The 25,951-nt window shown below is 35.6% G+C and carries 23 protein-coding genes and 2 pseudogenes; 18 read left to right on the top strand and 7 right to left on the bottom strand.

Annotated features, from left to right (window positions below; translation table 11 throughout):
* Window positions 1-219, top strand: a complete 219-nt coding sequence (locus SOM12_RS04385; RefSeq protein ID WP_095927766.1) for a hypothetical protein — start codon at window positions 1-3, stop codon at window positions 217-219.
* Window positions 220-331: 112 nt separating this feature from the next.
* Entirely contained in the window at window positions 332-1,642 is a 1,311-nt protein-coding gene (locus SOM12_RS04380; RefSeq protein ID WP_320492524.1) for a TIGR00341 family protein, read from the top strand.
* Window positions 1,643-1,667: 25 nt separating this feature from the next.
* Here the strand turns inward: SOM12_RS04380 and nhaA are convergent, their stop codons facing one another.
* Complete coding sequence (gene nhaA, locus SOM12_RS04375; protein WP_320492523.1) at window positions 1,668-2,849, bottom strand: Na+/H+ antiporter NhaA; 1,182 nt, start codon at window positions 2,847-2,849, stop codon at window positions 1,668-1,670.
* A 508-nt stretch (window positions 2,850-3,357) separates the two neighbouring features.
* Here nhaA and SOM12_RS04370 point away from each other — a divergent pair.
* From SOM12_RS04370 to SOM12_RS04305, 14 genes are all read left to right on the top strand, one after another.
* Window positions 3,358-3,747, top strand: a complete 390-nt coding sequence (locus SOM12_RS04370) for a hypothetical protein (RefSeq protein WP_320492522.1) — start codon at window positions 3,358-3,360, stop codon at window positions 3,745-3,747.
* A gap of 158 nt (window positions 3,748-3,905) precedes the next feature.
* Window positions 3,906-4,988, top strand: coding sequence for an efflux RND transporter periplasmic adaptor subunit (locus tag SOM12_RS04365; RefSeq protein ID WP_095927849.1), 1,083 nt, complete (start codon window positions 3,906-3,908; stop codon window positions 4,986-4,988).
* 21 nt (window positions 4,989-5,009) lie between these two features.
* Window positions 5,010-8,216 carry an efflux RND transporter permease subunit gene (locus SOM12_RS04360; protein WP_320492521.1) on the top strand — a complete coding sequence of 1,069 codons (3,207 nt, stop codon included), beginning with the start codon at window positions 5,010-5,012 and terminating at the stop codon, window positions 8,214-8,216.
* On the top strand, window positions 8,206-9,642 hold the full coding sequence (locus tag SOM12_RS04355) for a TolC family protein (protein WP_219071325.1): 1,437 nt from the start codon (window positions 8,206-8,208) through the stop codon (window positions 9,640-9,642). The genes SOM12_RS04360 and SOM12_RS04355 overlap by 11 nt, the downstream gene beginning before the upstream one ends.
* A gap of 358 nt (window positions 9,643-10,000) precedes the next feature.
* Window positions 10,001-10,333: an ArsR/SmtB family transcription factor gene (locus tag SOM12_RS04350; RefSeq protein ID WP_219071321.1), complete on the top strand. Its 333-nt coding sequence runs from the start codon at window positions 10,001-10,003 to the stop codon at window positions 10,331-10,333.
* Window positions 10,334-10,343: 10 nt separating this feature from the next.
* Window positions 10,344-10,829: an N-acetyltransferase family protein gene (locus SOM12_RS04345; protein ID WP_320492520.1), complete on the top strand. Its 486-nt coding sequence runs from the start codon at window positions 10,344-10,346 to the stop codon at window positions 10,827-10,829.
* Window positions 10,830-10,860: 31 nt separating this feature from the next.
* Window positions 10,861-11,334 carry a DUF6428 family protein gene (locus tag SOM12_RS04340; protein ID WP_320492519.1) on the top strand — a complete coding sequence of 158 codons (474 nt, stop codon included), beginning with the start codon at window positions 10,861-10,863 and terminating at the stop codon, window positions 11,332-11,334.
* A gap of 42 nt (window positions 11,335-11,376) precedes the next feature.
* Window positions 11,377-11,991: a protein-tyrosine-phosphatase gene (locus tag SOM12_RS04335; protein WP_320492518.1), complete on the top strand. Its 615-nt coding sequence runs from the start codon at window positions 11,377-11,379 to the stop codon at window positions 11,989-11,991.
* Window position 11,992: 1 nt separating this feature from the next.
* Window positions 11,993-13,078 (top strand): ACR3 family arsenite efflux transporter, encoded by a 1,086-nt coding sequence (arsB, locus tag SOM12_RS04330; protein ID WP_320492517.1) that lies wholly within the window; start codon window positions 11,993-11,995, stop codon window positions 13,076-13,078.
* Window positions 13,079-13,084: 6 nt separating this feature from the next.
* Window positions 13,085-13,216 (top strand): hypothetical protein, encoded by a 132-nt coding sequence (locus SOM12_RS04325; RefSeq protein ID WP_320492516.1) that lies wholly within the window; start codon window positions 13,085-13,087, stop codon window positions 13,214-13,216.
* A 34-nt stretch (window positions 13,217-13,250) separates the two neighbouring features.
* Window positions 13,251-13,823 (top strand): Crp/Fnr family transcriptional regulator, encoded by a 573-nt coding sequence (locus SOM12_RS04320; protein ID WP_320492515.1) that lies wholly within the window; start codon window positions 13,251-13,253, stop codon window positions 13,821-13,823.
* Between the two features lie 73 nt (window positions 13,824-13,896).
* On the top strand, window positions 13,897-14,460 hold the full coding sequence (locus tag SOM12_RS04315; RefSeq protein ID WP_320492514.1) for a hypothetical protein: 564 nt from the start codon (window positions 13,897-13,899) through the stop codon (window positions 14,458-14,460).
* Window positions 14,461-14,493: 33 nt separating this feature from the next.
* Window positions 14,494-15,057, top strand: a complete 564-nt coding sequence (gene sigZ / locus SOM12_RS04310) for an RNA polymerase sigma factor SigZ (RefSeq protein ID WP_320492513.1) — start codon at window positions 14,494-14,496, stop codon at window positions 15,055-15,057.
* Between the two features lie 128 nt (window positions 15,058-15,185).
* Entirely contained in the window at window positions 15,186-15,359 is a 174-nt protein-coding gene (locus tag SOM12_RS04305; RefSeq protein WP_320492512.1) for a hypothetical protein, read from the top strand.
* Between the two features lie 824 nt (window positions 15,360-16,183).
* On the opposite strand, the pseudogene SOM12_RS24170 reads toward SOM12_RS04305, so the two are convergent.
* From SOM12_RS24170 to SOM12_RS24120, 6 genes and pseudogenes are all read right to left on the bottom strand, one after another.
* Window positions 16,184-16,267, bottom strand: a pseudogene (locus SOM12_RS24170) (IS1 family transposase); the annotation flags it as partial.
* Between the two features lie 387 nt (window positions 16,268-16,654).
* The gene (locus SOM12_RS04300; RefSeq protein WP_320492511.1) at window positions 16,655-18,310 is read right to left on the bottom strand and encodes a S41 family peptidase; all 1,656 of its coding nucleotides are present in this window, start codon (window positions 18,308-18,310) and stop codon (window positions 16,655-16,657) included.
* Entirely contained in the window at window positions 18,307-21,165 is a 2,859-nt protein-coding gene (locus SOM12_RS04295) for a thiopeptide-type bacteriocin biosynthesis protein (RefSeq protein ID WP_320492510.1), read from the bottom strand. Before SOM12_RS04295 ends, SOM12_RS04300 begins: the two co-directional genes overlap by 4 nt.
* Before the next feature lie 46 nt (window positions 21,166-21,211).
* Entirely contained in the window at window positions 21,212-22,360 is a 1,149-nt protein-coding gene (locus SOM12_RS04290; protein ID WP_320492509.1) for a lanthionine synthetase LanC family protein, read from the bottom strand.
* Window positions 22,361-22,511: 151 nt separating this feature from the next.
* Complete coding sequence (locus tag SOM12_RS04285; RefSeq protein ID WP_320492508.1) at window positions 22,512-22,679, bottom strand: TIGR04149 family rSAM-modified RiPP; 168 nt, start codon at window positions 22,677-22,679, stop codon at window positions 22,512-22,514.
* Between the two features lie 670 nt (window positions 22,680-23,349).
* Window positions 23,350-23,692, bottom strand: a pseudogene (locus tag SOM12_RS24120) (recombinase family protein).
* A gap of 537 nt (window positions 23,693-24,229) precedes the next feature.
* Between SOM12_RS24120 and SOM12_RS04275 the strand changes: the two are divergent.
* Both SOM12_RS04275 and SOM12_RS04270 read left to right on the top strand, forming a co-directional pair.
* Entirely contained in the window at window positions 24,230-25,105 is an 876-nt protein-coding gene (locus SOM12_RS04275) for an AraC family transcriptional regulator (protein WP_320492506.1), read from the top strand.
* Between the two features lie 151 nt (window positions 25,106-25,256).
* Window positions 25,257-25,922 (top strand): hypothetical protein, encoded by a 666-nt coding sequence (locus SOM12_RS04270; protein WP_320492505.1) that lies wholly within the window; start codon window positions 25,257-25,259, stop codon window positions 25,920-25,922.
* Window positions 25,923-25,951: the final 29 nt, after the last annotated feature.

The following is a 25,951-nucleotide window of genomic DNA, read 5'->3' as shown; positions in this document are numbered from 1 at the left end:
ATGAAAAAATTTCAAATTAAAAAAACAGAGCACGGAAAATGGCTTGTATCTCACAACGAAGTTCCCAAATTCAGCTGTATTTTTGAAGATAAGAAATTCAATTACGACAGAACAATCATCGGCCTTTTAGATCCAGCAGGTGATCCAGAAGAAATACAGCTTTTGCAAAAAATGGAAAAATGGCTCAAAGAATACCACAAGGATAAAATTAATGGATAATAAGCCGCTGCACTAATTAATCTGTTTGAACTCCATCCCTGTTATTAAAATAAATCCTATATTTAAATACAGCAATGCAATATCACAGCGCTCACACTAACTTAGACAGCTCATGAGAAAAATTACTGATATTCTGAATCTTAGAGAAGGAGAAGACGACAGAGAAAAAACACTGCAGACCGTTAAAAAAAACATTTCCTTTAAAGGAGCCAATCTTTGGATACTGGCCTGCGCCATAATTGTGGCCTCGGTGGGGCTTAATGTAAACTCAACAGCTGTTATCATCGGAGCGATGCTCATCTCCCCTCTGATGGGGCCTATTGTAGGGGCTGGTTTTGCCCTGGGCATTTATGACTTTTCACTGCTTAAAAAATCACTCAAAAACCTGCTCAATGCAACGGTTGTGAGTCTGGTGGTCTCCACGCTTTATTTTTATCTGAGTCCTTTCAAGGATGTGCAGTCGGAGCTTCTGGCGAGAACCTCCCCGAACATTTACGATATTCTTATCGCTTTTTTTGGAGGTGTTGTCGGGGTCATTGCCGTTACGCGGTCAGAGAAAGGAAATCCTATTCCCGGAGTAGCTATTGCAACGGCATTGATGCCGCCTTTATGCACCGCAGGATATGGGATTGCAACTGCCCAGTGGAGCTTTTTTCTAGGAGCTTTCTACCTGTATTGCATCAACTGCGTTTTTATCGGTATCGCTACTTTTCTAATTATTAAATACCTGAATTATGCTGCTGTTAAACAGGTGGATGAAAAACACCAGCAAAGGGTGAAGTATATTATTGCTTTTCTCATTACTGCCATGCTCGTTCCCAGCAGTTATCTCGCCTACTCCCTATACAGGGAACAGCAGTTTAAAAAAAATGCAGAGCTTTTTGTTGACAGTGAGTTCAGCAGCAAGGGTTATACGGTGGTTTATAAAAAGACGGATTTTAACGCGAAGCAGAAAAAACTCGAACTTGCTTTCTTATCGAAACGATTTTCCGATAAGGAGATTCAGAGCCTTAAAAGCAGACTCAACAGCAATAAGTACCTTGCCGGCACCAGCCTTCGCATCAGACAGGACAGCACCGACCGCTTTAACGACATAAAAGGCGATATCTTAAATCAGATCAAGAGCAGCGAGAATGAAATGAATGTAAAGGATGTTAAAATAATCCAGCTGGAAAAAGAGCTGGCAAAAAACAAATTTGACAACAAACAGCTTTTAAAAGAAATAAGAACCTTATTTCCTGATGTCCATTCGCTTTCCATTGCCAAAAACACTTTAGTGAATTATAAAGACAGCACCTCAACGATCACCGCTGTAATTTACGATGCCTCAAAAAACCTAACAGCAGAAGACAGTGAAAAACTGACCAAATGGCTCAATGAACGTCTTTTAGTGAAAGATGCCGCATTGTTTAAAAGACAGTAAGCCCTTAAGAAGAATCAACAAAAAACTACTGCTGCTGTTTCTTTTTATTATACCAGCTCAGCAATACAAAACCTGATACCCCAGCCAGTATAGAAGCAGTAAGTATCGCAAATTTCGCCTCATTCTGATAGGCCTGCTCCTGAAAAGATAACAGCGCTATAAAGATGGACATCGTAAAGCCGATTCCGCCTAAAAGCCCCAGTCCCAGCACATGAGTCCATGTCGTCTGAGCAGGCAGATCAGCTGCCCTGATTTTTACCGAGAACCAAGACATTACAAAGATGCCGATGGGTTTGCCCAGGAAAAGCCCCAGAATAATTCCAAGTCCGAGATTCCCCGTTAGTCCCTGCAGCATTTCGGATTCAAAAGCAATGTTAGTATTGGCCAGTGCAAAAACAGGCATGATGATAAAATTTACCGGACGAGCCAAAGCATGTTCCAGCTTTTCCAAAGGGGAATCCGTTTCTTCTTCGTTAGTGGGAAGCGTTAAGGCCGTAAGCACTCCGGCTATCGTGGCATGAACGCCTGAATGGTGTATAAAATACCACATCACCGCACCGGGCAGGAGATAAAAAAACAAATTCTTTACCCCCAAACGGTTAAAAATCATAAGCAGTACAAATATACCCCCTGCATAACCCAGATACAGAAAATGAAGTTCCGAGGAATAAAAAACCGCGATAACCAAAATAGCAATCAGATCATCCACAATGGCCAGTGCGGCAAGAAATATCTTAAGCCCTGATGGAACCTTATCTCCTAAAAGGGAAAGTATTCCAAGAGCAAAAGCAATATCGGTTGCCATAGGGATTCCCCATCCTTTGGCAGTATCAGGACTTTGTCCGTTAAAAAGAAAGTAAATCAATGCGGGAACCATGACCCCTCCAACAGCTGCCAGCACCGGCAGGGCCGCATGGCGAAGAGATGAAAGCTCACCTTCTATCACTTCCCTCTTGATTTCAAGGCCTACCAGCAGAAAAAAAACAGCCATCAAACCATCGTTGATCCACAGCAGGATCGGATACCGCAGCTGCAGGCCCGCTGCTTCAAATCCCAAAGGATACCCCAGCAAATCATTAAAATGTACTCCGAGCCCAGTATTGGCCATTATAAGAGAAACCAGCACACAAATTAAAAGCAGAATCCCTCCTGCTGCGGAAGATTGGAAAAAATGCGCGAAAATTTTGAGATTTATAAGTTTTGCCATTGGACAAAAATAGGCATTAGGGCTTAAAATGCCAAAGAAGATCCATGCATAAAAATGAACCAGCACCCGGTATTATGAATAATGCCAGTTAGGACCAATCACGTAAGTAAGATTATTTTGCAAAGGCACACTAATTAGCCCCTCTGCTGTCAACGGGCACCGGCTGGGTATCCCGTTCATTTTATCCGGTCTTTTCATCATCAGCCCTTATATAAAAAAGCCTGCTTTTAAGAGCTGATATGCAAAAGGCATTGATAAGACCTGGATTGGAACCATACTTCATATTAGCAATTGGTGCCCAGCTTTTCATTTTCTTTAAAACGGCCGGCTTTTGATAAAAAAAGACAAGGCATAATCTCTATTTATTTGCCAATTCATAATATGAGGGCTAAAAATAAATGATTTTTTTTAATAAATTGCCTAAAAAATCCCAAATTACCATTTGCCATAAATTAGTAAATTACAGTGATTGTTTTTATAAAATTCTTTATCTAAATTTGTATTTCCTATGAAAAAATGGTTTGCTAGTTTTACCCTGTCACTTGTTGTCCTGTTAATGGGATATGGCAGTGTATATACAAGCAGCAGCCAATTCTCAGAGAAAAAACCGCACCCTGCAGCACTTCGGGAAATAAAGTCCGATATGGGAGCTTATCTGGCTAAAAGACATTCTGTTGAAACCTTCAAAAGAAAATGCTGTCTTTTAGATAATGAAGAAAATGAAGAAAATTTTTCCACCATTCAAAAACAGCTTGTAAAAAGCAGCTGCTTTTTACATTTCCTGCGCCGCAATAAATTTGCAGTGTGTCCTGCCTTTAACAAAAAGGCTAATAACTTTAAAATTTTCGCCTTACTTTCTAATAAAGTATACCTTCGATTTCAAGTTTTCAGAATTTGATTTTTTATCCTAAGTAGTCACAAACTATTTCCAATTTACCGTTTTATCCTTTGCCGGCAGATGATTTCTCTAAGCCGGCAAACGGATGCGGAATACTTCAGCCTTATTTAAGGCTGTTAAAAAAATCAAAATCATTACGTTTTAATTCTGAAATTATTATGAAAAGAATTTTCATGCTCATGTCTTTATGTGCATTAGTTTTTGCAGGCTGCAACTCTAAAAAAGAAGGAGAAAAAGAGCAAAAAACCAAATTTCTGGTTACGAATCCAATTGAAAAAGATACTACCATTACAAAAGATTATGTATCGCAGATACACTCTATTCAACATATCGAAATAAGAGCGCAAGAGCGCGGTTACCTTGAAAAAATTTATGTAGATGAAGGACAAATGGTTAAAAAAGGCCAGCTGTTGTTTAAAATTATGCCTGCGCTTTATGAAGCCGAATTAAAAAAATCTAAAGCAGAAGTAAGTTTCAGCTCAATAGAATACCAAAATGCTAAAAAATTAGCTGACGAAAAAGTGGTTTCTCCAAATGAACTGGCAATGGCAAAAGCCAAACTGGAAAAAGCAAATGCTGAAATGGCCTTAAGCAAAGTTCATCTTCAGTTTACAGAAATCAGAGCGCCTTTTGACGGAATCATCGATAAATTTCATGTCCGTCAGGGAAGTTTAGTTGATGAAGGAGAACTGCTTACAGAATTGGCAGACAACAGTTCAATGTGGGTATATTATAATGTACCGGAATCTGAATATTTAGATTATCAGGAAAAAGCAGGAAAAAATGGTAAAATGAAAGTTTATTTATTGATGGCCAACAATAAAAAATTCCAATATCCCGGAGTTGTAGAAACCATTGAAGCCGATTTTGATAATGAAACAGGAAATATTCCTTTTAGAGCTGTTTTTCCAAATCCAAAAAGATTGTTACGACACGGGGAAACCGGAAGCATCCAGATGCCGATAGAACTGAAAAATGCTATGCTGATACCTCAGAAAGCAACTTTTGAGGTTTTAGACAAAAAATATGTATATGTAATTGATAAAAACAATGCAGTAAAATCGAGAGAGGTTGTTATTGCTGCCGAAATGCCTCACCTATTTGTAATAAAAGAAGGTTTGTCGATTCATGATAAAATACTTTTAGAGGGACTTCGTCTTGTAAAAGAAAATCAAAAAATAGACTACGAAGTTTTAAAACCCGAATCGGTTATGTCCAACTTAGAACTGTATGCGGAATAACCGAATCTAAAAGAAAAAGAAATGTTTAATAAATTTATACATAGACCCGTTTTTGCAATTATAATTTCGATTATAATTGTATTTATAGGCACGCTGTCGATCAAACAGCTACCTATTTCGCAATTCCCTCAAATTGCGCCCACAACTGTAAATATCTTTATTGCTTATCCGGGAGCAAGTGCCGATGTATTGGTAAAATCTACTTTAATCACCTTAGAGAATTCGCTTAACGGTACACAAGGTGTGCGTTATATGGCGACAGATGCCACAAGTGCTGGAGAAGCAACACTTAGAATCATTTTTGAACCAGGAACCGATCCTAATGAAGCTGTAATCAGAGTCAAAACAAGGGTCGATCAGGTAATGCCATTATTACCTGAACTGGTTCAGCGTGAAGGAGTTGTTATTACCCCTATTCAGCCCAGCATGCTGATGTATGTGAATCTTTATTCGAAAAGCAAAAGCATGGATGAAAAATTCCTTTACAACTACGCTGATGTAAAAATGATTCCGGAAATCAGCCGTGTTAAAGGTGTTGCGAGAACTCAAATTTTAGGAAGCCGTAAATATGCCATGCGTGTTTGGTTGAATCCTGACCGAATGCGAGCTTACAAAATTTCTGTTGAAGAAGTGATGGAAGCTTTACAAGAACAAAGTATTATTGGCCGTCCGGGACGATTAGGACAAAGTTCTGGTATTGCAGCACAATCTTTAGAATATGTATTGACTTATAAAGGAAGATACGACGAGCCAAAACAATACGAAAATGTAATTGTCCGTGCGAATTCTGAAGGTGAAAGCATTCGCTTAAAAGACATTGCAAAAGTAGAATTAGGAAGTGAATTCTTTGATATTTACTCCAATCTAGATGGTCATCCTTCTGCCGCAATTGTATTAAAACAAAACTACGGAAGTAATGCAAGCGACGTAATCAATGACGTTAAAGCGAAACTGGAAGAAATGAAAGCAAGTTTTCCTCCAGGAATGGATTATAAAATCAGTTATGACGTTTCGCAATTCTTAGATGCTTCTATCGATCAGGTGGTTCATACTTTGAGAGATGCCTTTATTTTGGTTGCCTTAGTTGTATTTATATTTTTAGGAGATTGGCGCTCCACTTTAATTCCAATTATTGCCGTTCCAGTTTCTTTGGTTGGAGCTTTCTTTGTGATCCAGATGTTTGGAATGTCAATCAACTTGGTAACCCTATTTTCATTGGTATTAGCGATAGGAATTGTAGTTGATAACGCGATTGTCGTTGTCGAGGCCGTCCATGCCAAGTTTGAAGAATTTCCGCATATTACGCCTTACCATGCTGTAAAATTAGTTTTGGGTGAAATTGGAGGTGCGATTATCGCCATTACAGCCGTTATGGTTTCGGTTTTTATCCCCGTTTCGTTTATGTCGGGTCCGGTTGGAACTTTTTATAGACAATTTTCGGTTACCATGTCAAGCTCGATTATTATTTCAGCAATCGTGGCTTTAACCCTTACTCCTGTTCTTTGTGCGATTCTTTTGAAAAACAATCACGGAAAAGAGAAAAAAGGAAATATCTTGACGAAGTCTCTTGATGCTTTTAACAGATGGTTTGAAAGACTTACAGGCCGTTATGTTGTCGTTCTAAAAACAATTGTGAGCCGAAGAGTTCTAACTTTCGGAATTTTAATTGCGTTCTGTGCTTTCATTTTTATAGAAAATCAAGTTTTACCTTCTGGATTTATTCCGAGTGAGGATCAGGGAACTATTTACGGAATCATTCAAACACCACCGGGTGCAACTTTAGAAAGAACCAATCAGGTAGCGCAGAAACTGCAGAAAATCTGTGAAAAGGTTGAAGGTGTTGAATCGGTTTCTTCTTTGGCGGGTTACGAAATCATGACGGAAGGCCGTGGTTCTAATGCTGGAACGTGTTTGATTAACTTGAAATCATGGTCGGACAGAAAACATTCTGTTACAGAAATCATGGAAGAGTTAGAAAAGAAATCTAAAGATCTGGGTGCTGTTGTAGAGTTTTTTGAACCGCCTGCAATTCCAGGATTTGGTTCTTCTGGAGGTTTTTCTATGCGTTTGTTAGACAAAACAACCAATACCAATTATCAGGACTTTGACAAAATCAACAAGCAGTTTATGGCCGAATTAGGCAAACGTAAAGAGCTTTCTGGTTTGTTTACATTCTTCGCTGCCAATTATCCGCAGTATGAATTAGAGATCAACAATGATTTAGCGATGCAGAAAGGAGTTTCTATTGGTAAAGCGATGGAAAACCTCAACATTCTAATCGGAAGTACCTACGAACAAGGATTCATCAAATTTGGACGTTTCTTTAAATTATACGTGCAGTCTGATCCAAAATTCAGAAGACTTCCGTCAGATATATTGAATCTCTATGTAAAAAATGATCATGGAGAAATGGTGCCTTATTCTGCTTTTATGACGCTTAAAAAAACACAGGGACCTAATGAGATCACGCGTTACAACATGTATAATTCTGCTGCTATTCAGGGTCAGCCTGCAAAAGGATACACCACTGCTGATGCCATTAAAGCAGTACAGGAAACAGCGCTTAAAACATTGCCTAAAGGATATGATATTGCATGGGAAGGTCTTTCTTATGATGAAGCTGGACGAGGTAACGAATCACTTTACATCTTTTTAGTCGTATTGGCTTTCGTTTATTTTGTGTTAGCTGCGCAATATGAGAGTTTTATTATTCCGTTTTCAGTGATTTTATCGATTCCTGTTGGAATTTTAGGTTCGTTTGTCATTCTTCAAATGATGGGCTTACAAAACGATATTTATGCGCAAATCGGATTAATTATGTTGGTCGGACTGCTCGGTAAAAATGCCGTATTGATAGTCGAATTTGCCGTCCTCAAACACCAGCAGGGCGCTACCATTCTCGAAGCCGCTATTGAAGGCGCTAAGGTTCGTTTCAGACCAATCTTAATGACATCATTTGCCTTTATTGCAGGATTGATTCCGTTGATTTTCGCTTCTGGAGCGGGTGCAATCGGTAACAGAACTATTGGAGGATCCGCGCTTGGTGGAATGCTTTTCGGAACCATTTTCGGAGTAATTATTGTTCCCGGGCTATACTACATTTTTGGTTCATTGGCTCAAGGCCGAAAACTAATTAAAGGAGAAGAAGAAAGTTCATTATCTGATGATTTTATGCATCATGTACATGATTTTTCAACAAACAATCAAACGGAGGAAAATGAAGAATAACAGAAATATAAAATACGCAGGTCTTGCCTGCGTATTACTCACCATAGCGGGTTGTAAAACGACAACTATTGTAGAAAAAACAGAAAACAAAACACTGCCAGAAAACTATGCTGACACTGGCTTAGACACTCTAAATACCGGAAAAGTAAAATGGAGAAGTTATTTTACAGACGAAAATTTAGAAAATCTGATTGATATCGCTTTAAAAAACAATCAGGAATTAAACATCACACTTCAGGAAATTGAAATTGCCAGAAGCGAAGTAAAAGCACGAAAAGGAGAATACCTGCCTTTTGTAGGTTTTAGCGCCGGTGCAGATGTAACGAAGTCAGGAAGATACACAAGCACAGGTTCTGGTGAAGCTACAACAGAAATTATGCCTGGGAAAGAAACACCAGATCCGCTTCCTAATTATCGTTTTGCGCTGACTTCAAGTTGGGAAATCGATATTTGGAACAAACTGCATAATGCTAAAAAAGCAGCTTTAAACCGTTATTTAGGTTCTATTGAAGGAAAGAATTTTGTAGTTACCAATTTGATTGCAGAAATAGCCGATTCGTATTACGAACTTTTAGCGTTGGATAATCAATTGAAAATCATCATACAAAATATTGACATTCAGACCAATGCATTAAAAGTCGTAAAAATACAAAAAGAAGCGGCAAGGGTAAACGAACTGGCTGTACGCCGGTTTGAGGCTCAGATTTTAAGCACGCAAAGCATTCAGTTTGACATACAGCAGCAGATAACCGAAACAGAAAATAAAATCAATTTCCTGTTGGGGCGTTTTCCTCAAAAAATTGCCAGAAACAGCAATACATTCAGTTCTATAACTCCTGCAGATATTCATGCCGGAGTGCCTTCTCAGCTTCTGGAGAATCGTCCCGACATTAAAAAAGCAGAAATGGAACTAATCGCTGCAAAACTCGACATTAAGGCCGCTAAAGCTAAATTTTATCCATCGCTGGGCATTTCAGCAGGAATTGGTTATGAAGCTTTCAATGCCAAGTATCTGCTGACTTCTCCAGAATCTCTATTGTATTCCATAGCCGGAGATTTGGTTGCTCCTCTGATCAACAGAAATGCTATTAAGGCAAGTTATCTTACTGCAAGCGCCAAACAAATTCAGGCAGTTTACAATTATGAAAGAACTTTGGTAAACGCTTATGTTGAAGTTGCGAATCAGCTTTCTAAAATTCAAAATACAGCAAAAAGCTATGATTTGAAGTCAAAACAAGTTGATGCTTTAAACGAATCTGTTCAGATATCCAATAACTTATTTAGTTCTGCCAGGGCAGATTATATGGAAGTTTTACTGACCCAGAAAGATGCTTTAGAATCTAAGTTTGAACTTATCGAAACCAAAAAACAGCAGATGAATGCTTTTGTTAATGTTTATAAAGCCTTAGGCGGCGGCTGGAATTAGTAGTTTTCATTTTTATTTTTTTTTAAAGGAGCCCTGTTTTTTAACAGGGCTCCTTTTCTGCTTACCACCTAATCCCGGATCAAATCTAAAACTAATCCAGCTGTATAATTCCTAAGCGTATGCCCCTCAGGCAATAGAGTCTGTCCGCAATCTTCCGCCGCACCTATGATTTTATAAGCTCTGCCTCATTTTCAGCTGCCGTTAAAAAATAATTCAGGTACTGCTTTCCTTCTTTACCGCGGCTATGGACAATCTGGGCGCCCTCTGCGGATCATGCATCTTACCCAGCAAAAGAAAAACATAAAATCTTTTTTTCTTTAAATTGTATATCGTAATATTGCAATATAAATATAAGACGATGGGAACAACAAAAACAGATCACTTTACAGAAAGCCAGAATGAGCTGGCTGTTTTAGCCAAAGCATTAGGCCATCCTGCGCGTATTGCTATTATGGAATACTTATTAAAAGTGGATGCCTGCATCTGCGGAGATATTGTAAACGAACTTCCCCTTTCGCAGCCGACAGTTTCACAGCATTTGAAAGAATTGAAAAATGCAGGTCTGATTAAAGGAAGCATCGAAGGAAATTCTATCTGCTACTGCATCAATGAACCCGGACTGGAAAAGATAAAAGGCTTTTTTGAGCATATATCAGCAAATCTTGCAAAAAAGAGAAGCGAATGCTGTTAATCTAAAAGATATGGAAATCAGAAAACTTTCGGACAAACACTGGGATCAGGTAAAAATAATCTACCAAAAAGGAATCGACACCGGCAATGCCACCTTCCAGACCAGCGCCCCTTCATGGGAAGACTGGGACCAGTCCCATCTGGCATCCTGCAGAATTACAATGCAGGAAGATGGCAAAGTGATTGGCTGGGCTGCCCTTACCCCTGTTTCTTCCCGCTGCGTTTATGCGGGAGTTGCAGAAGTGAGTGTATACGTGGATCCTGCACATTCGGGAAAGGGAATTGGGCTTACCCTCTTAAATGAACTTGTCCGACAGAGCGAAGCGGAAGGAATCTGGACGCTTCAGGCAGGGATCTTTCCCGAGAATACAGCAAGCCTGCGCATCCATGAAAAAGCAGGCTTCAGGATACTTGGAACAAGGGAGAAAATCGGAAAACAGAATGGTATCTGGAGGGATACTGCGCTTCTTGAAAGAAGAAGCTCCCTAATTATTTAATAAAAAATATAGTCTAACTAAATATAAAAATATGAAACTTTCAGAAATTAAAGAAGTGCTTAAAACAGTGGAAGCTGTAAATTTTGAACTGCCGGACGGCACATTTGTACCGGAATATTTTCACGTAACCGAAGTAGGCTTAGTTACCAAAAACTTCATCGACTGCGGAGGAACACTAAGAAAAGAAACTGCTGTAAACTTCCAGCTTTGGGATGCCAACGACTACGAGCACAGGCTTAAACCACAGAAGCTGATCCACATCATTGAGCTTTCAGAAAAAGTATTGGGAATTGAAGACAACGAAATTGAAGTGGAATACCAGAACACTACTATCGGTAAATACGATTTGGATTTTAACGGTAAAAACTTCACTTTACTAAATAAACAGACAGCCTGTCTTGCTCAGGAGCAATGCGGTATTCCATCTGATAAGCCTAAAGTAAAATTATCTCAGTTAAATACTGACAATGCTAATTCATGCACTCCGGGCGGAGGATGCTGCTAATCATTAAACAGATAATTAACAAACCTTTACAGCCAAAAAACTATGTTATATTCAGAAATTGAGAATACCGTTAAATCATTTGATTTTAAGCAGATCTCCGAAGATCGCAAAGCAGTCCTGCAGCCATTAATCGACTTCATTCAGACTAAAGTGGACAGCAATCTGGAAACCAGACTAAACCTAATCTGCACGCACAATTCCAGAAGAAGCCATCTCTCGCAGGTTTGGGCGCAGACTGCGGCTGCCTATTACAATATCAAAAACGTTTCATGCTATTCAGGGGGAACTGAAGCTACTGCCCTGTTCCCGATGGCCGCTGAAACTTTGAAGGATTCGGGATTTAGAATCAAAACGCTTTCAGAGGGATCAAACCCCGTTTATTCCATAAAATATGCAGCTGACGAACTTCCTGTCATCGGTTTTTCCAAAACCTATGATGATGATTTCAATCCTGAAAGCGGATTTGCCGCAATAATGACCTGCTCGCAGGCTGACGGCGGGTGCCCGTTTATAGCAGGCGCTGAGAAAAGAATCCCGCTCACTTTTGAAGATCCAAAAATTTCTGACGGAACCCCTCAGCAGAAAGAAACTTATCTGGAGCGCAGCGGGCAGATAGGAACTGAAATGTTTTACGTATTCTCACAAATAAAAAAATAAAATGGCAGCAGATAACTGTGCACCAGTGGTCGGACGCAAAAAATTAAGCTTCCTTGACCGCTTCTTAACCCTTTGGATTTTCCTTGCTATGGCTGTAGGCGTGGCAATAGGATACTTTATTCCTTCAAGCGGAGATTTCATCAATTCTTTTTCCAGCGGCACCACAAACATTCCATTGGCAATAGGACTTATCCTGATGATGTACCCGCCTCTGGCAAAAGTAAAATACGAGCAGATGGGTCAGGTTTTCAAAAACACTAAAGTCTTAGGTGCTTCTTTATTCCTGAACTGGATCGTAGGCCCCGTTTTGATGTTTTTGTTGGCGCTCCTGTTTTTAAGCGGATATCCTGAATACATGATTGGAGTGATTCTGATCGGCCTGGCTCGCTGTATTGCAATGGTTGTGGTATGGAACGATCTGGCCGACGGAAACCGTGAGTATGCAGCTGGACTTATTGCCCTGAACAGTATTTTTCAGGTGCTGCTTTACAGTGTATACGCGTACATCTTTATTACCATTCTTCCTCCCTATTTTGGATATGACGGTTTCGAGGTGAATATTAGTATTGCCCAGATTGCCGAGAGTGTCGGCATCTATCTAGGTATTCCTTTTGCTCTTGGAATCATAAGCCGTTATGCACTTATTGTGCTGAAAGGCTATGAATGGTTCGAAACTAGGTATGTGCCGTTGATCTCACCGATTACTCTAATTTCATTGCTTTTTACGATCATTGTAATGTTCAGCCTGAAAGGGGAACTGATCGTTCAGATCCCAATGGACGTTGTGCGTATTGCAATACCGCTGGCGATTTACTTTACTTTGATGTTTGTCATCAGCTTTTTTACAGGGAAATATTTTGGTGCCGACTATTCAAAAGCCACCTCTATCGCTTTTACAGCAACCGGAAATAATTTTGAATTGGCAATTGCCGTGGCAATCGGAGTTTTTGGAATAAACAGCGGCCAGGCCTTTGCAGGTGTTATCGGGCCTTTGGTGGAAGTGCCTGCTCTTATTGCACTGGTAAACCTTGCATTCTGGTTCAGAAAGAAATATTTCACAAAACAGTTGCCAGCAGAAACTGCTTAAAAGAATATGAGAATTGCAATAATATCGGATATGCATGCAAACCTCCACGCATTGGAGCAGACTTTAAAAAGTATTGAAGAGCAGAATAGAGCAATTGAAGAGAGTTCTTTTCCCGATGTTTATTCGCTTATGGTTTGAAAAGCACATTAATACATTGAAAAAAAAGCCTGTTATGGAAAATTTTAAATTATTTTTACAGAACGTAGTGCCTCTAAGCGATCAGGAATTTGAAAACTACAGCCCGTATTTCAAAACAAGGACATTACCTAGAAACAGTTTTTTTGCAGAATTAGGCAAAACCTCACATGAAGCCGCTTTTATTAAAAAAGGACTGCTCAGAACTTACTATATAAATGAAAAATCCGAAGAAGTGACTTCGTGTTTCTGCGCAGAAAATAATTTGACAGCTTCCTACAAGAGCTTTATTTCGCAGCAGCCTTCAGAACTTTGCATTCAGGCTGTAGAAGATACGGAACTTATAACAATCAGTTTTAATGACCTGCAGATTCTCTATCAAAAGAGTCCTCTCTGGCAGAATATCGGAAGAACAATTGCCGAGCAGCAGTATATGGTGATGGAACAGTATGCAAGTGTTTTGTGCAATGAAAGCGCAAAGGAAAAATACATGCGCATGCTTAAGGAACAGCCTGCAGTTGTAAACAAGGCTTCAGTAAATGATATTGCAAGCTATCTAGGGATTACACGAAGGACGCTGAGCAGGATCAGAAAAGAAATTGCCCAGTAAATTCGAGGACATTTGTCCTTTTTGCTAATTATACTTTCCAATAGTTTTGCTTTTATAATCAATTATAAATAAAATGGAAACAGCAATTATCATTTCATCCTTCTTTCTTGTCCTTTTTGCAGTCTTGGCCTTGTATGACGGCTTTTATCTGCATATTTTCAAATACCAGCTCCACAATCGGGAAGAAAGTAAAACCGAGCACATTACCCATACTTTGAGAGCTCTTTTCTTTCCAGCCATCCTTTATTTTTTGTTCTTGAAACAAGATAATCATACTAGTTTTGTAATAGGCTTAATCATTGTCCTTTTAGATATAATGGTACTCGGCTACGACGCTTTTATAGAAAAAGACAGCAGACAGTTTATGGGAGGCCTGCCACGCTGGGAATATATTGTCCATTTATTCGTAAATGGCTTTCATTTTGCGTCAATTGCAGTGTACCTCTCCATCAGATTTACTTTTGAAAATGGGGAATTAATGATTTCTAATATAAATCAATCTCCAAACTTTTTTAATTTATTAATTATAAATCTTTTGCCGGGAGCTAGCATAATGGCAATTCTTCATGTTTTCTTATGCATGCCAAAAACAGCCCATATCTGGAATAATTTAAGAAGTAAAATCAATTGTTGTTAATCTAACTTTCTGTATAGACAGAGCATAAAATCTATGAGTTTGGAAATAAATACTATTCACAATCAGTTTTACATCATCTTGGGCAAATATATTAAGGCCCGTATAAATGATACGGGCGATGCATCTGATGTCTTGCAGGAAGTTTTTATAAAGATAAACGAGAATTTAGGTTCACTGACTGATGAAAGCAAATTAAAAAGCTGGATTTTCACCATCACAAGAAATTCCATTATTGACTATTACCGAAAAAATTCCAATCAAAAGAAATCAGAACTGACCGAATGCATCATGCAAAAAATAATGCATGAAACAGATTTTGATAATACAGAAAGTCTGGACTGTTGTCTAATAAAATTCATTGAGCGGCTGCCGGAAGACTATCGGGATATTATCATGGATAGTGAAATACATGGAATCAAACAGAAAGATTTAACAGAAAAATACAGCCTTGCTTATCCGTCCATAAGATCTAGGGTGCAGAGAGGCAGATCCAGATTAAAGGAAATGCTGCTGGACTGCTGCAGTATTGAATTAGACCGCCGTGGAAATGTTATGAATGTTACCTCTAAAAAATCATGCAGCGGAGGAAAATGCTGATATCCAAGAATCATTTATGGAAGCTTCCTATATACAAAATTCAGGCTGTTAGAAAAAAAATCAGCAAAGCTTGCATCATTTTTAGATTAGTACGTCTTAAGTAATATTAATCATTAAAAATTAAAATTATGAAAAACAAAATGTACCTTACTCTTGCAGCATTGGTATTGTCTGCTGGAAGCATCTTCGCTTATGCGAACTTATCAAAAACTGATACTAAGAAAAGCTGCACTGAAAAATGTTCAACGCATTGCTGTAATGACAATTCGGGTACTTGTGCTCCGAAAGATTGCAAAAAGTAACTTTTCTATTTTACTGCTCAAAAGACAACTTTTCAAGTTGTCTTTTTTTTACTTAATCATTGATAATTTTGACTTTTACCTTTCCTGAAATTGTTGAAAATTGTAAAAAACAAAATAATAAGAATCAAAATTTATCTTCGACAAATTTTGATATGAATATTTTCAAAATTATAATTTAAATTTATCTGTAAAAATTTGATTTTTTGTTCATTTTTTAGTGTTCATCAAAATTAATGAATTTTAACATTTGACCCTTACGATATATACAAACCGCTTTATAATTAAAATTTAAAGTAAATATCTAACAAACTAACTTGAAAATAGACTAATTTCTCTAAATCGTTCATAAAATGATTTGTAAATTGTTCAGTCGAGGTCACTGTGTGTTCTGAAAGAAGGCAAACCAAATTTAAGCCTTAGTCGAGCTGCATCTTGCAAATGAGATTACAATCCGCATAAAAAATCAAAGTAAAAATAAAGAGATGGAGAAAACTAAAAAATCTCTTTTGCAAGGGATAAAACTCTAACCATTTCTTGCAAAATCTTATGAAACCGTCAGAAATCGAATAACTATCAAATACATCTGCCAGTAAAATCAACCGCACTCTTTTCCCAACTCCCCTCTCACCAGCCAAAATAAAGATAAAAAAAATCTTAAACTAACTAACTAACTAACTAACTAACTAACTAACTAACTAACTAACTAACTAACTAACTAACTAACTAACTAACTAACTAACTAACTAAAGCTTAAAAGAGAATTTAATAATCTGCTCTTTAAATAAAGTGACGTTCCAGCCCTATCGCCCATCACCATTCAAAACGCAACATTTGCAACGTTTATTTCCGTTAGATTGAAATCCATTTTTTATGCATTTCCCATTGCAGAAATTACATCTTATTTTCATGACCCGAATTGAAACGCTAAGGAAAGGCAAAAGCATTTTAAAGCGCATTAAAAGACAAAAATGAAAGAGACGATCTGCTGAACGTCTCTTTATCTATTCAATAATTAAAATTTAATCTTCTTTTTCAGTCAGTCAATCGTTTAAACTATAAAAACACCTAATCCACAACATTACCCAATTTGAGATAAACGGTCTGCAAAATAATAGCGTTGGGATAACAATGACCTTTGGTATTCATTTAATATATTTCAAGGCCTAAAGATAATGGTTATGCAACTGATGCGACAGAATCAGCATGTAAATTTATAAACTCAACCATTTCGCTATAAATTTAGTGCGGTACATTATGTGGTCATAACATAAAGACATTCTGTAATCAATTTATCATCATTTTTTATCCTTAATAAAAAGAATGGCACGGTCTAAAATTTCATCCTTACCATTTTGAATACCCAAAACTGTACGCTCAACTTTAATATCAGGAACAATTCCAATCCTTTGAGTTTCTCTCCCATCTGGATAGTAAACGCCAATTCCTGAAAAAGGAGCATCGTAATCTTTAACAAAATCAATATGGCTCGTATTACCATCTGCACCTGACGTCTGACTTCCAATTACGGTGGCATCATCTGCCGTTTGAAAACACATTGTAGCCCATTCAGATTGGCTTACTGAGTTTTCGTTGACCAGTACAATTACTTTTCCTTTATAGTTATCTTTATTTTGGGCACCACAAAAATGCAGTTCTTTCTGCCAGTAAAACTTACCAGGATAGCTAAGGTCGGGAATAGTATATTTCGCAAAAGCTTTGGATGTGGAATTTAGAAAATTTGAAATTTCAAAATTTGCTCCTTTAGGATAGTTTCTAGAATCTAAAATTATAGCCTGTGTGCCTCTAAATTTAGCGAACATATCGGCAACATCAGAAATCTTAAGCTTGCTCATATTTACGTAACCAATATTATCTTCTAATAAATAATATTTTTCGCTTTTTGATTTTTTAAATTCGTTACTATGTGATAAATTATAATCAGAACATTCAATCCTTTTATTAGTTATAATTTTGTTACGTGAGATTTCTAAATCCATAAAATCATTATAACTAGAAGAAATTTCTGAAACTAGATTTCGAAGATATGCAGACTCGTTAGAAGCACTTATATAATCTCTTTCATTTTCCATTATTTGCGAGATAGTTTTATTATCTACTTTGGTTATAACATCTCCAATCTTAATATCATAATGTTTAGCCAAAGTATCACTTAAAATCTCAGTTACCACCATTTTCTTATCCAAAATTATACACTTCATAGGCAGAAATTTTCTAATTTTTCCGCTGTTTTTAGATAATGTGAAATAAAAACTTGAATGGGTATCATTAATCCTAACAACTAATTTCAGCATTGCTATTTTGAAATCGTCTTCATTTTTAAAGTTTAAAAAATTAGGCAGCATCTGTTCTAATGTTTTACTCCAATTATTATCCATCAAATATTTATATGGGTAAAAATACTCGATGACATTCCAATATCTAAAAAGTGCTAAAAGACGCAGATCTTGCTTCTGCCAGTTAAAGCCGGAAATATCTTCATTCATTAAAAATACGTTGCCTGCTTCCGTTTGACCAACATAAAAGGGCTTGCCTTGATACCTGTTCTTCTCTATAAACTTAAGCTTACGGGAAAGATCGTTCGAGAAGATCTTATTTTCACTTATCCAAGACAGATCAAAATTTTTGTCAAAATAGGCAACATCTTTCAAAAAAATAATATTTTCTTCTCTTACTGTTCCCAATGAGTCTACCAAATCTTCAATGATTTTTGAGAATTGATTTGCTGTCTGCACCTTTTCAATTTGAGGTAGCATCTGTAACAATTCTTTATCCCAATTTTTGCTTCCGTCTGCAACATTTGGATGATAGTATTTTAAAAAACCCCAAACCTTTGCTGTTAATGCTAACTTTTCAACCTCACTAACTTTATCTTGAGAATATCCAAATTGGAAAAAGAAAACACATGCTATAAATAATATTTTCTTCATCATGCGTTTTTTGTAAATTTAATTTGGTTTAAATAGGCTTTAGCTAAATAATAGGTTTTAAATTCATTAAATCTATGATTATCTTCAAAATGTCTGTTCATACTCATATGTATCAAAATTGAAACGTAACGCTGCCTGTACGATTTTTTAATTTCTAATTCTGTTTCGATATTTCTTTTTATGCAATCGCTACTCAAATAGCTATTGAAAGCAAAATTATTTATTTGAGATTTTAAATTTAAAAAATCTTTATTCAGTGATTTTCTTAAATCTGCTGTTAAATCAAATTCATTTTCGAAAAATTTAATTGATTGCTCGCAATATTCAATCATCTCATCTATTGAAAAATCAAATAGTTCAAGGTAACTTTTTATTTTAAGTATAGCCCCTATTTTAACATCTTCATCCGATAATTCTCCTTCAGTTAGCATCATTATAGCATTTTTGCTATCCAGTGAAAAGATTGTTTCGGCTAATTCCATTAATTTAATCCCACCATATCTCTGAATTTCCTGATCATATAATTTTATATGATAATTACTTATAAGATTTATATTTTTAAGATGGTGAATTTTATTAATTATATCTTCTTTACATTTTTGCGAATTAGTTTTGAATCTTAATCTGATACATCTATCAGGATTATGGTAATTAACAAAAAAGAATAAATATATTTCTTTATTTATTAGAATATTATTACTAACGTATTTTAAAATATCTTTACTAGAATACGAATTTGTAAATAACTCCAAATAAAGCCAATCTGAAACTATGGGAATTGTTTGGTCACAGTTGGACAATTCCTCAATACTTTCATACGAAATGTCGCTTCTAAAATATTCATTGTTTTTAACGCTTATAACTAATTCATGTGCATAATTTGAATCTGCCTTATCTCTAATTTCCGGATAAAAAGAATCATATAAGGATTCAGCTATATAAATAAAGTTCTTCTCCTTGACTTTTTCAAAAATGATTTTAATGTCATCTTCATTTTCTGTATCAAGCACAAGTTGACCACTGCCTTCAGATAAATTAATTAGTGTTGAGAATTTATAATCCTTGATATTTTCTGAAAAATAAATTTTAAACTCCTCAAAAGTATAATCTCTATCTACCAATAAAAGTTGTGCCGGATAAAGCAACACATCCTTTTCAAGATAGATTCTTGGAACAAAAGGTTTAAAATAACTATACGAATTAAAATCAAAATTAATCCCATAAATTTCCTGGTTATAAAATTCGAAATCATATAAAAATTTATATACTTCAGAATCAGATAGATTAGGATTTAGTGAGGAAGTAATTTTTGGCAGAATCTGTTTTTTATACTTTTTAGATACGAGTCGCATTTCTCCTCCATTTAAATGTAGAAAAATATCAGACATTAAAATAGAATTTACCTCATTAACAGACGTGTTAATAGGTATTGAAAAGTCATAAAATTGCTTTTTAGCCGAAACATTTATACTTCTAAATGTACCTATGCAATTGATGTCAGCTACTATCTTCCCTTCATTGATTTCTTTCTCAAAACTAACAATTTCTTGACACAGATCATTTGTTATGTCACTAAAACGAGCCACTAAATTCAAAGCTGAAGTAGAACCTAATGACTTAATATATAAAATTTCTTTATTCGTCTTTTTACAAACTAGTATTTCAGCCATAATACTAAAGCTAGCGGGAAGTTTGGTCGTCTTTTTTCCGATATTGGGATCAATAGGCAGATCCATATAGATATTGTTTTCGGTTTCAGCCAATATTTTCCCTAGTACTTTTCTATCTAATTTTAACTCATATTGTGTAGCTAAAGAGGTATAATCTAAACCTGAATATGGATTAAATATCTTACTCATCGCTATAAATCCATCATTGTAACGTTCAGAAATTTTGCTGCTAAATTTGTTTAGCAAATCATTCCTGTGCGTGGAGTGCGAGTTATACTGAATAGCAAAATCAATATAACGCTTAATTTTTTCTTTAAAATGAAAATCTAAAGTCCCCAACTCCCTATCAAATGAATTAACCGCATGAGAATATTTTACACCTGAATTGTTAGATTTGAAAAAAGCATCTTGCTCAAGTAGATATTGTTTCGAAAAATCATTAATTTCGCTTGTATTGTGCAATAGATGAAAATCTTTTTTTATAAGGTCTGAAGGCAAATAGAAATTAGGTTTTGATAATTTTTCTGCATAGGGAGAAAAAAGAAAACATTCAATGATTAATCCGCAGTCAATAATGTTTTTTAAATAATGCTCTACCTCATCTCTCTGAAAGCCATCTAAAATTATCTCGTTTAGTATCTCTTCAAGCAAAACGGCTTTTTTAAATCTATTTACTACCCATTCTAAATTATCGTCATAATCAATTTCCACATATTTTAGCTCTACTTTGTCCCCCTTTTCAACATCCGATTTATAAAAGCTAATTCTCGTACTATTTAAAAAATGTATTGAAGGGTTTAAACAATAACTTTTATTTAACCAATCTGCCGCAGAATCTGAATGGATATGACCTGATAAGAACAGGCTGTCATATTTAACAGATAATGCCAATGCTTCTTGTTTTTTTATCGAAGTGGAGCTACCCCAATTCAGCACGCCAACACTATTAAATACTCCAAATGGAGTGGGATTAAAATGTGCCCTGATAAAATATTTAGATAGAGATTTCTTAACTTTTGTATCCTTACTTTTATTGACATCTTCATATAAAGATCTTGAAGAAATTAAAATCGAAAGTCTGAATAATTGATTATTCTTAAAAAAATCAACTCTATTTTTTCTATTTTCATTATGAGATTGGACTGAAAAATTTGCAACTCTTTTTACTATATTATCAAAAAAAATCATTCTTTACGTAGGTTTACTTTGTTTTTTAATCAGGGAATAATTGACATTAATGTAAATTAAATATATTTAGCCATTGGGATGAAATGTGTTTTTTTAAGGTAAGCTCTCCCATACCTACACCTGCCAAGCCCGTTATTAGATTAGTTTCTTTCACGTATGAACCATTATGATAGGTTAAAAATTCATTAAAATCGTTTGTTTGAATAGATAGAATGTTTCTCCATTTATTTATTGAATAATTGAAATCGGTATCAGAAACTTGAGAGATCAGATCATATTGAAGGATAATTCCGATCGAACCGTGGCACATCGTATAATCTTTTACACCAGAATCAATTAGTGAAATATCTTCTAAATTTCTAATTAATTCTAGCGCTTCCTCAGAAATAGAATTTTCATTAAGATATAATCCTAAATTAAATAATGCATTAGAAATACCCAAATCTCCCTGACACCAGCTAATCAATGGATCAAACTGTGAATTATCTTCTAAAATAATTAAATTCGGGTAAAATTGTTTTGAGCCATTTGTCCTTTTATAATTGTTTAAAAAAACTTTTATAGCTTTTAATGGTATTTCGATGTCGTCCTCTATTTCAGGAACATTTCTTTTTAAATCAATTAAAAAATTTATATACCCTGCTGCACCGTGTGCCAAACCAAAATAATAGCAATGCTTGTTTGAAAAAACGGACTGAACTACTACATCATCAAAACTATAATTAATTTTTTCTATAAGTTCTTTTGTAAATTTGCTCAAGATTTCAAGTGCTAGAGAATCCTTGGTCGATTTGTAACGCTCTATAAAATATTTTGCAATCCCCATTGAACCATGTAAATAATCATAATTATTATCTACTGTTTGCTCATTAAGTTCTTCTTGCAACAATAAATCTATAGCTTCAAAATATTCTTTATCGACATTGATAATATTATTTTTTATTCTTAAAAGCATTATGCCATATCCTGCTATTCCGCTACAGAGAGTCATTGAAGTATTCTCCTCTTGAATGAGGTTATTAATTTTTTCGACAATACTTAAAAGCTTATCATGATGCTCTTCATTTCCAAAAACTTCAAATAGACTATTATAAAAAAGAGCTATTCCCGAAAGACCATCCATTAAACCTATTTTTCCTTCGTCATGAAAACTCTCCCAAATTTTTTGCTCTATCTTTAAAAATATTTCATCCATATCATAAAACTCTACAAGCAATTTTATTTATCTTTTTTATAAATATTTATATATATAAGAAAGAGCAATTTCCATTTAATTATGAAAATTACTCTTATCTAATACAATTGTTTATTTAACAATAGTGAATAAACAAAGTATTCTGAAATAATTAGTTAGTAGTACAATTCCATGCTCTTGATGTACATTTTACTGGCCACACAGAATCTTGATTACATTGACCAGATGTCTGCGCAGGTATATTTCCTCCTTTTACTGTAGCCAATTCTTCCTTATTCAATTTCTTTACTGTCAAATTTTTTAATTCTAATTTTTTCATTGTTAATTTTGTTAAAGGTTATTATTAATTTTGATGACATTAAAATTGCTCAATTCTATCAGTTTTTAACTACGTGCACTTAGTTCTTTCTATTAAGAATTGAATCAGTTTAATCAAAAGTATTTTTATTAAATCAGATATCCTTACGGTTTCCCACATTGTCAGATTTTTTTTTCAGCACTGAACATTTATTTCAGTTTCATTGTAAAATCTTGGTCCATTTCAATTTGGGGTGGACCTTTTTCAAACAAATAACTAAGGTGAATTTTAAGATTTTCTCCTCTCAAAGTTTTGTGGCAGAATCGTGGCACATTGGCTTTTGGAAAATTCTAAATCCAATAAAATCAATTGCTGACGAAATTAGGTTCGAAACTGTATTAAATCCCTGCTCCAAAATAATATCAACAATTCTTTCACGACATATTTCACAAAGCAGCCAAAATATTAAAATAAAAAGCCACTCCAACAATCCCCACTTTCACCGGCCAAAACAAAAATTAAAAACAATCAAAAAGAAAACAAGAACTAACTAACTAACTAACTAACTAACTAACTAACTAACTAACTAACTAACTAACTAACTAACTAACTAACTAACTAACTAACTAACTAACTAATCTTTACGGTAGAAGCTTCAAATCTCCAGTAAAAAGTAATGGTTCGAATCCCGTCAAGGTCCAAGAACATCCTGTACCCGATAAAATAATCCCTCACTGATTATTGGCTCATGCTGCCCATTGCCCCATCTCTCCTCTTCATCTCTCCTCTTCATCTCTGTACTTAGGAACAACAATCTTTCCGCAATAAAGTGGATTTCTTATAATAAGCCACAAGTTATTCTTAGAAATAGCAAAACCTTTTTCTTTGGCCATTTGATAAATAGATTCCGTACTAAAAATATTTTTTACAATCTGTTCAAAAATCCAAATAACCTTTACAGCTTTATCCGGTACAATGGCAATATACTTTTTTCCATCCTCCGTTATTTTATTAGCGTATCCATAAGCAGCCATTCCCATATGCCTACCCTCTTTCTTTCCACGTCTAAGCCCTTGAAATGTATTTAGTGCTCTTCTGTCATTTTCAACCTCAGGTGCAGCCAAATAAAAAGCCAGCATCATTTTGTTTTCCGGAACACTGAGGTCAGGCTGTTCAATAGCCTGCGGCTCTACACCCAGTTTCCTTAAAACATTTATCATTTACCCTTTTAGCACACTTTTACCGGGAAGCAGGCAGGCATACATGACCTATACTTTGTTTTTAAGAGAGCGAGCAAAGGCCTTTTTGATTACGACTGGTCGAAGTTCACCAAATAAGTTACGATGAATTTCTCGGTTATGCTTCTGGGATAAAAAACGTAGATTTATGAATAGCTGCTCTCAAAACCTGGATAGGTGCAAACTTGGAATGCAAACCTATCGCATAATTTGCGTTTAAATAACTATTTTTACCGGCTTGCATTGGATTTGTATCGATGATCGTTAGCAAAATGAGATGGTCAATCTTACAATTTAAATATCCGCATCTAACTAATGAGAAAAACGTTAAAAATGAAGAGATTTAAATTCTTAAAAAATAAATATAATGTTGAGCTCCTAATTGATATTGGCACGTATAAAGACATCCCCCATTATTTTTTTGAAAGTGAGCTTCATCATACCGATTTTTATGAACTTATATTTTTCTCTAAAGGAAACGGCTGTTTAGAACTGGACCAGCAGAGAATTGAAATTTCAGATAATACAGTCATTTTTATTTCCCCATTTCAAAAAAGAAGATGGTTTTTGGACAAGAATAAGATCGAATGTTATTTCCTCTTTTTCCAGGACAGCTTCCTATCTAATTTCTTCTCAGATAAACTCTTCTCTTTCAGGCTGCAGTTTTTCTACAACAAAACCAAACCGCTCTATCTAAAGGTTAATGATGACTTCTTTAAACAGTTAACGAATATAATTCAGGAGCTGCTCAGTGAGATCAAAACATTTAGATCCGACAGCGAACATATTATAAGGGCACTGCTGTACTTTATACTAATCAAACTCAACCGGGCCTATGCAGAGCATTACCTTCTGTCTTCAGAAACAGAAAATAACAGCATTGCATTTATGTTTAAAGAGATTCTGCAAAATGAAGTCCGCACGACAAGAAATATAGACCATTACGCGCAGCAGTTAGGTATCAGCAGGGTAACATTAAACAAATGCATCAAAAAGCAGTTCGGGGTTACCGTTTCTGAAATGGTAAATGAATTTATTCTTTTTGAAATAAAGTCCCTGCTGTCTTATACCAACCTTAATATAAATGAAATTTCATACCTATTGCAATTCTCCCAAGCCAATCATCTGACACGTTTCTTCAAGGCACAGACAGGGATCTCACCAAAAGAATTCAGAAATGCTTATCAAAATGGTAGTTCTGTTATCTAACTGGTAACTATTCTATTTTACATGTATGATATATTTGTACATGAGAATATCTTTATCAAAAGACAGCAAGCATCCTTATCGAAATCACTAGTAAATATGGTCTATTCTCAGTAGGACACTTAAACTAGCAGACAATTAAAATAGCATTTCAATGAAAAAGCAAATCAAATTTAGCTCTATTTTCACTTTGATATTACTCCCCTGCTTTTTATTGGGCCAACGACAACAAACCCTCGAACTCGCGAGCCTGTACAAAAAAGGAAAGCTAAAATCAGTAAATAGAGAGATCAAAATCGTTTCCAGTGACAGCGGCGCTTATCTAAAAATAATGGAAAGTAAAAAGGAAGGCATAGTTTGGCTGCCTGTCCGGGACTTTAAAAACGGCACAATTGAAATCGAAATGCGGGGACAGGATGTTTTCCAGCGAAGTTTTATTGGGATTGCCTTTCATGGTGTCGATGATATTAATTATGATGCTGTTTACTGCCGTCCTTTCAATTTTTTTGCTAAAGATTCTGTCCGGAGAATTCATGCTGTGCAATACATCTCGCATCCCGATTTTACCTGGGAAAAATTAAGAAAGGAAAGCAATGCGGTTTTTGAGAAAGAAATCATCAATCCACCAAACCCTAATGATTGGTTTATCATGAAATTAGTAATTGACAGAACAACTGTTAAAGCATATATAAACAATGCAACCGACCCTTCGCTGATGGTTGAAAAACTAAACAATCGAACACCTGGAAAAATAGGGCTGTTTACAGCAGACAGCAGCGGAGGAGACTTTAAAATCATTAAGATAAATTATAAAAAATAAAACCATTACCTAATCTCTAATCATAGAGT

The organism is Flavobacterium sp. CFBP9031 (genome assembly GCF_034044945.1).
Classification (GTDB): Bacteria; Bacteroidota; Bacteroidia; order Flavobacteriales; family Flavobacteriaceae; genus Flavobacterium.
This window is presented reverse-complemented; position numbering and strand designations above follow the sequence as displayed.

Bases quoted from the DNA above. Each gene is read 5' to 3' on its own strand.
- SOM12_RS04385 (WP_095927766.1), top strand. From the start codon at position 1: ATGAAAAAATTTCAAATTAAAAAAACAGAGCACGGAAAATGGCTTGTA.
- SOM12_RS04380 (WP_320492524.1), top strand. From the start codon at position 332: ATGAGAAAAATTACTGATATTCTGAATCTTAGAGAAGGAGAAGACGAC.
- nhaA (WP_320492523.1), bottom strand. From the start codon at position 2,849: ATGGCAAAACTTATAAATCTCAAAATTTTCGCGCATTTTTTCCAATCT.
- SOM12_RS04370 (WP_320492522.1), top strand. From the start codon at position 3,358: ATGAAAAAATGGTTTGCTAGTTTTACCCTGTCACTTGTTGTCCTGTTA.
- SOM12_RS04365 (WP_095927849.1), top strand. From the start codon at position 3,906: ATGAAAAGAATTTTCATGCTCATGTCTTTATGTGCATTAGTTTTTGCA.
- SOM12_RS04360 (WP_320492521.1), top strand. From the start codon at position 5,010: ATGTTTAATAAATTTATACATAGACCCGTTTTTGCAATTATAATTTCG.
- SOM12_RS04355 (WP_219071325.1), top strand. From the start codon at position 8,206: ATGAAGAATAACAGAAATATAAAATACGCAGGTCTTGCCTGCGTATTA.
- SOM12_RS04350 (WP_219071321.1), top strand. From the start codon at position 10,001: ATGGGAACAACAAAAACAGATCACTTTACAGAAAGCCAGAATGAGCTG.
- SOM12_RS04345 (WP_320492520.1), top strand. From the start codon at position 10,344: ATGGAAATCAGAAAACTTTCGGACAAACACTGGGATCAGGTAAAAATA.
- SOM12_RS04340 (WP_320492519.1), top strand. From the start codon at position 10,861: ATGAAACTTTCAGAAATTAAAGAAGTGCTTAAAACAGTGGAAGCTGTA.
- SOM12_RS04335 (WP_320492518.1), top strand. From the start codon at position 11,377: ATGTTATATTCAGAAATTGAGAATACCGTTAAATCATTTGATTTTAAG.
- arsB (WP_320492517.1), top strand. From the start codon at position 11,993: ATGGCAGCAGATAACTGTGCACCAGTGGTCGGACGCAAAAAATTAAGC.
- SOM12_RS04325 (WP_320492516.1), top strand. From the start codon at position 13,085: ATGAGAATTGCAATAATATCGGATATGCATGCAAACCTCCACGCATTG.
- SOM12_RS04320 (WP_320492515.1), top strand. From the start codon at position 13,251: ATGGAAAATTTTAAATTATTTTTACAGAACGTAGTGCCTCTAAGCGAT.
- SOM12_RS04315 (WP_320492514.1), top strand. From the start codon at position 13,897: ATGGAAACAGCAATTATCATTTCATCCTTCTTTCTTGTCCTTTTTGCA.
- sigZ (WP_320492513.1), top strand. From the start codon at position 14,494: ATGAGTTTGGAAATAAATACTATTCACAATCAGTTTTACATCATCTTG.
- SOM12_RS04305 (WP_320492512.1), top strand. From the start codon at position 15,186: ATGAAAAACAAAATGTACCTTACTCTTGCAGCATTGGTATTGTCTGCT.
- SOM12_RS04300 (WP_320492511.1), bottom strand. From the start codon at position 18,310: ATGATGAAGAAAATATTATTTATAGCATGTGTTTTCTTTTTCCAATTT.
- SOM12_RS04295 (WP_320492510.1), bottom strand. From the start codon at position 21,165: ATGATTTTTTTTGATAATATAGTAAAAAGAGTTGCAAATTTTTCAGTC.
- SOM12_RS04290 (WP_320492509.1), bottom strand. From the start codon at position 22,360: ATGGATGAAATATTTTTAAAGATAGAGCAAAAAATTTGGGAGAGTTTT.
- SOM12_RS04285 (WP_320492508.1), bottom strand. From the start codon at position 22,679: ATGAAAAAATTAGAATTAAAAAATTTGACAGTAAAGAAATTGAATAAG.
- SOM12_RS04275 (WP_320492506.1), top strand. From the start codon at position 24,230: ATGAAGAGATTTAAATTCTTAAAAAATAAATATAATGTTGAGCTCCTA.
- SOM12_RS04270 (WP_320492505.1), top strand. From the start codon at position 25,257: ATGAAAAAGCAAATCAAATTTAGCTCTATTTTCACTTTGATATTACTC.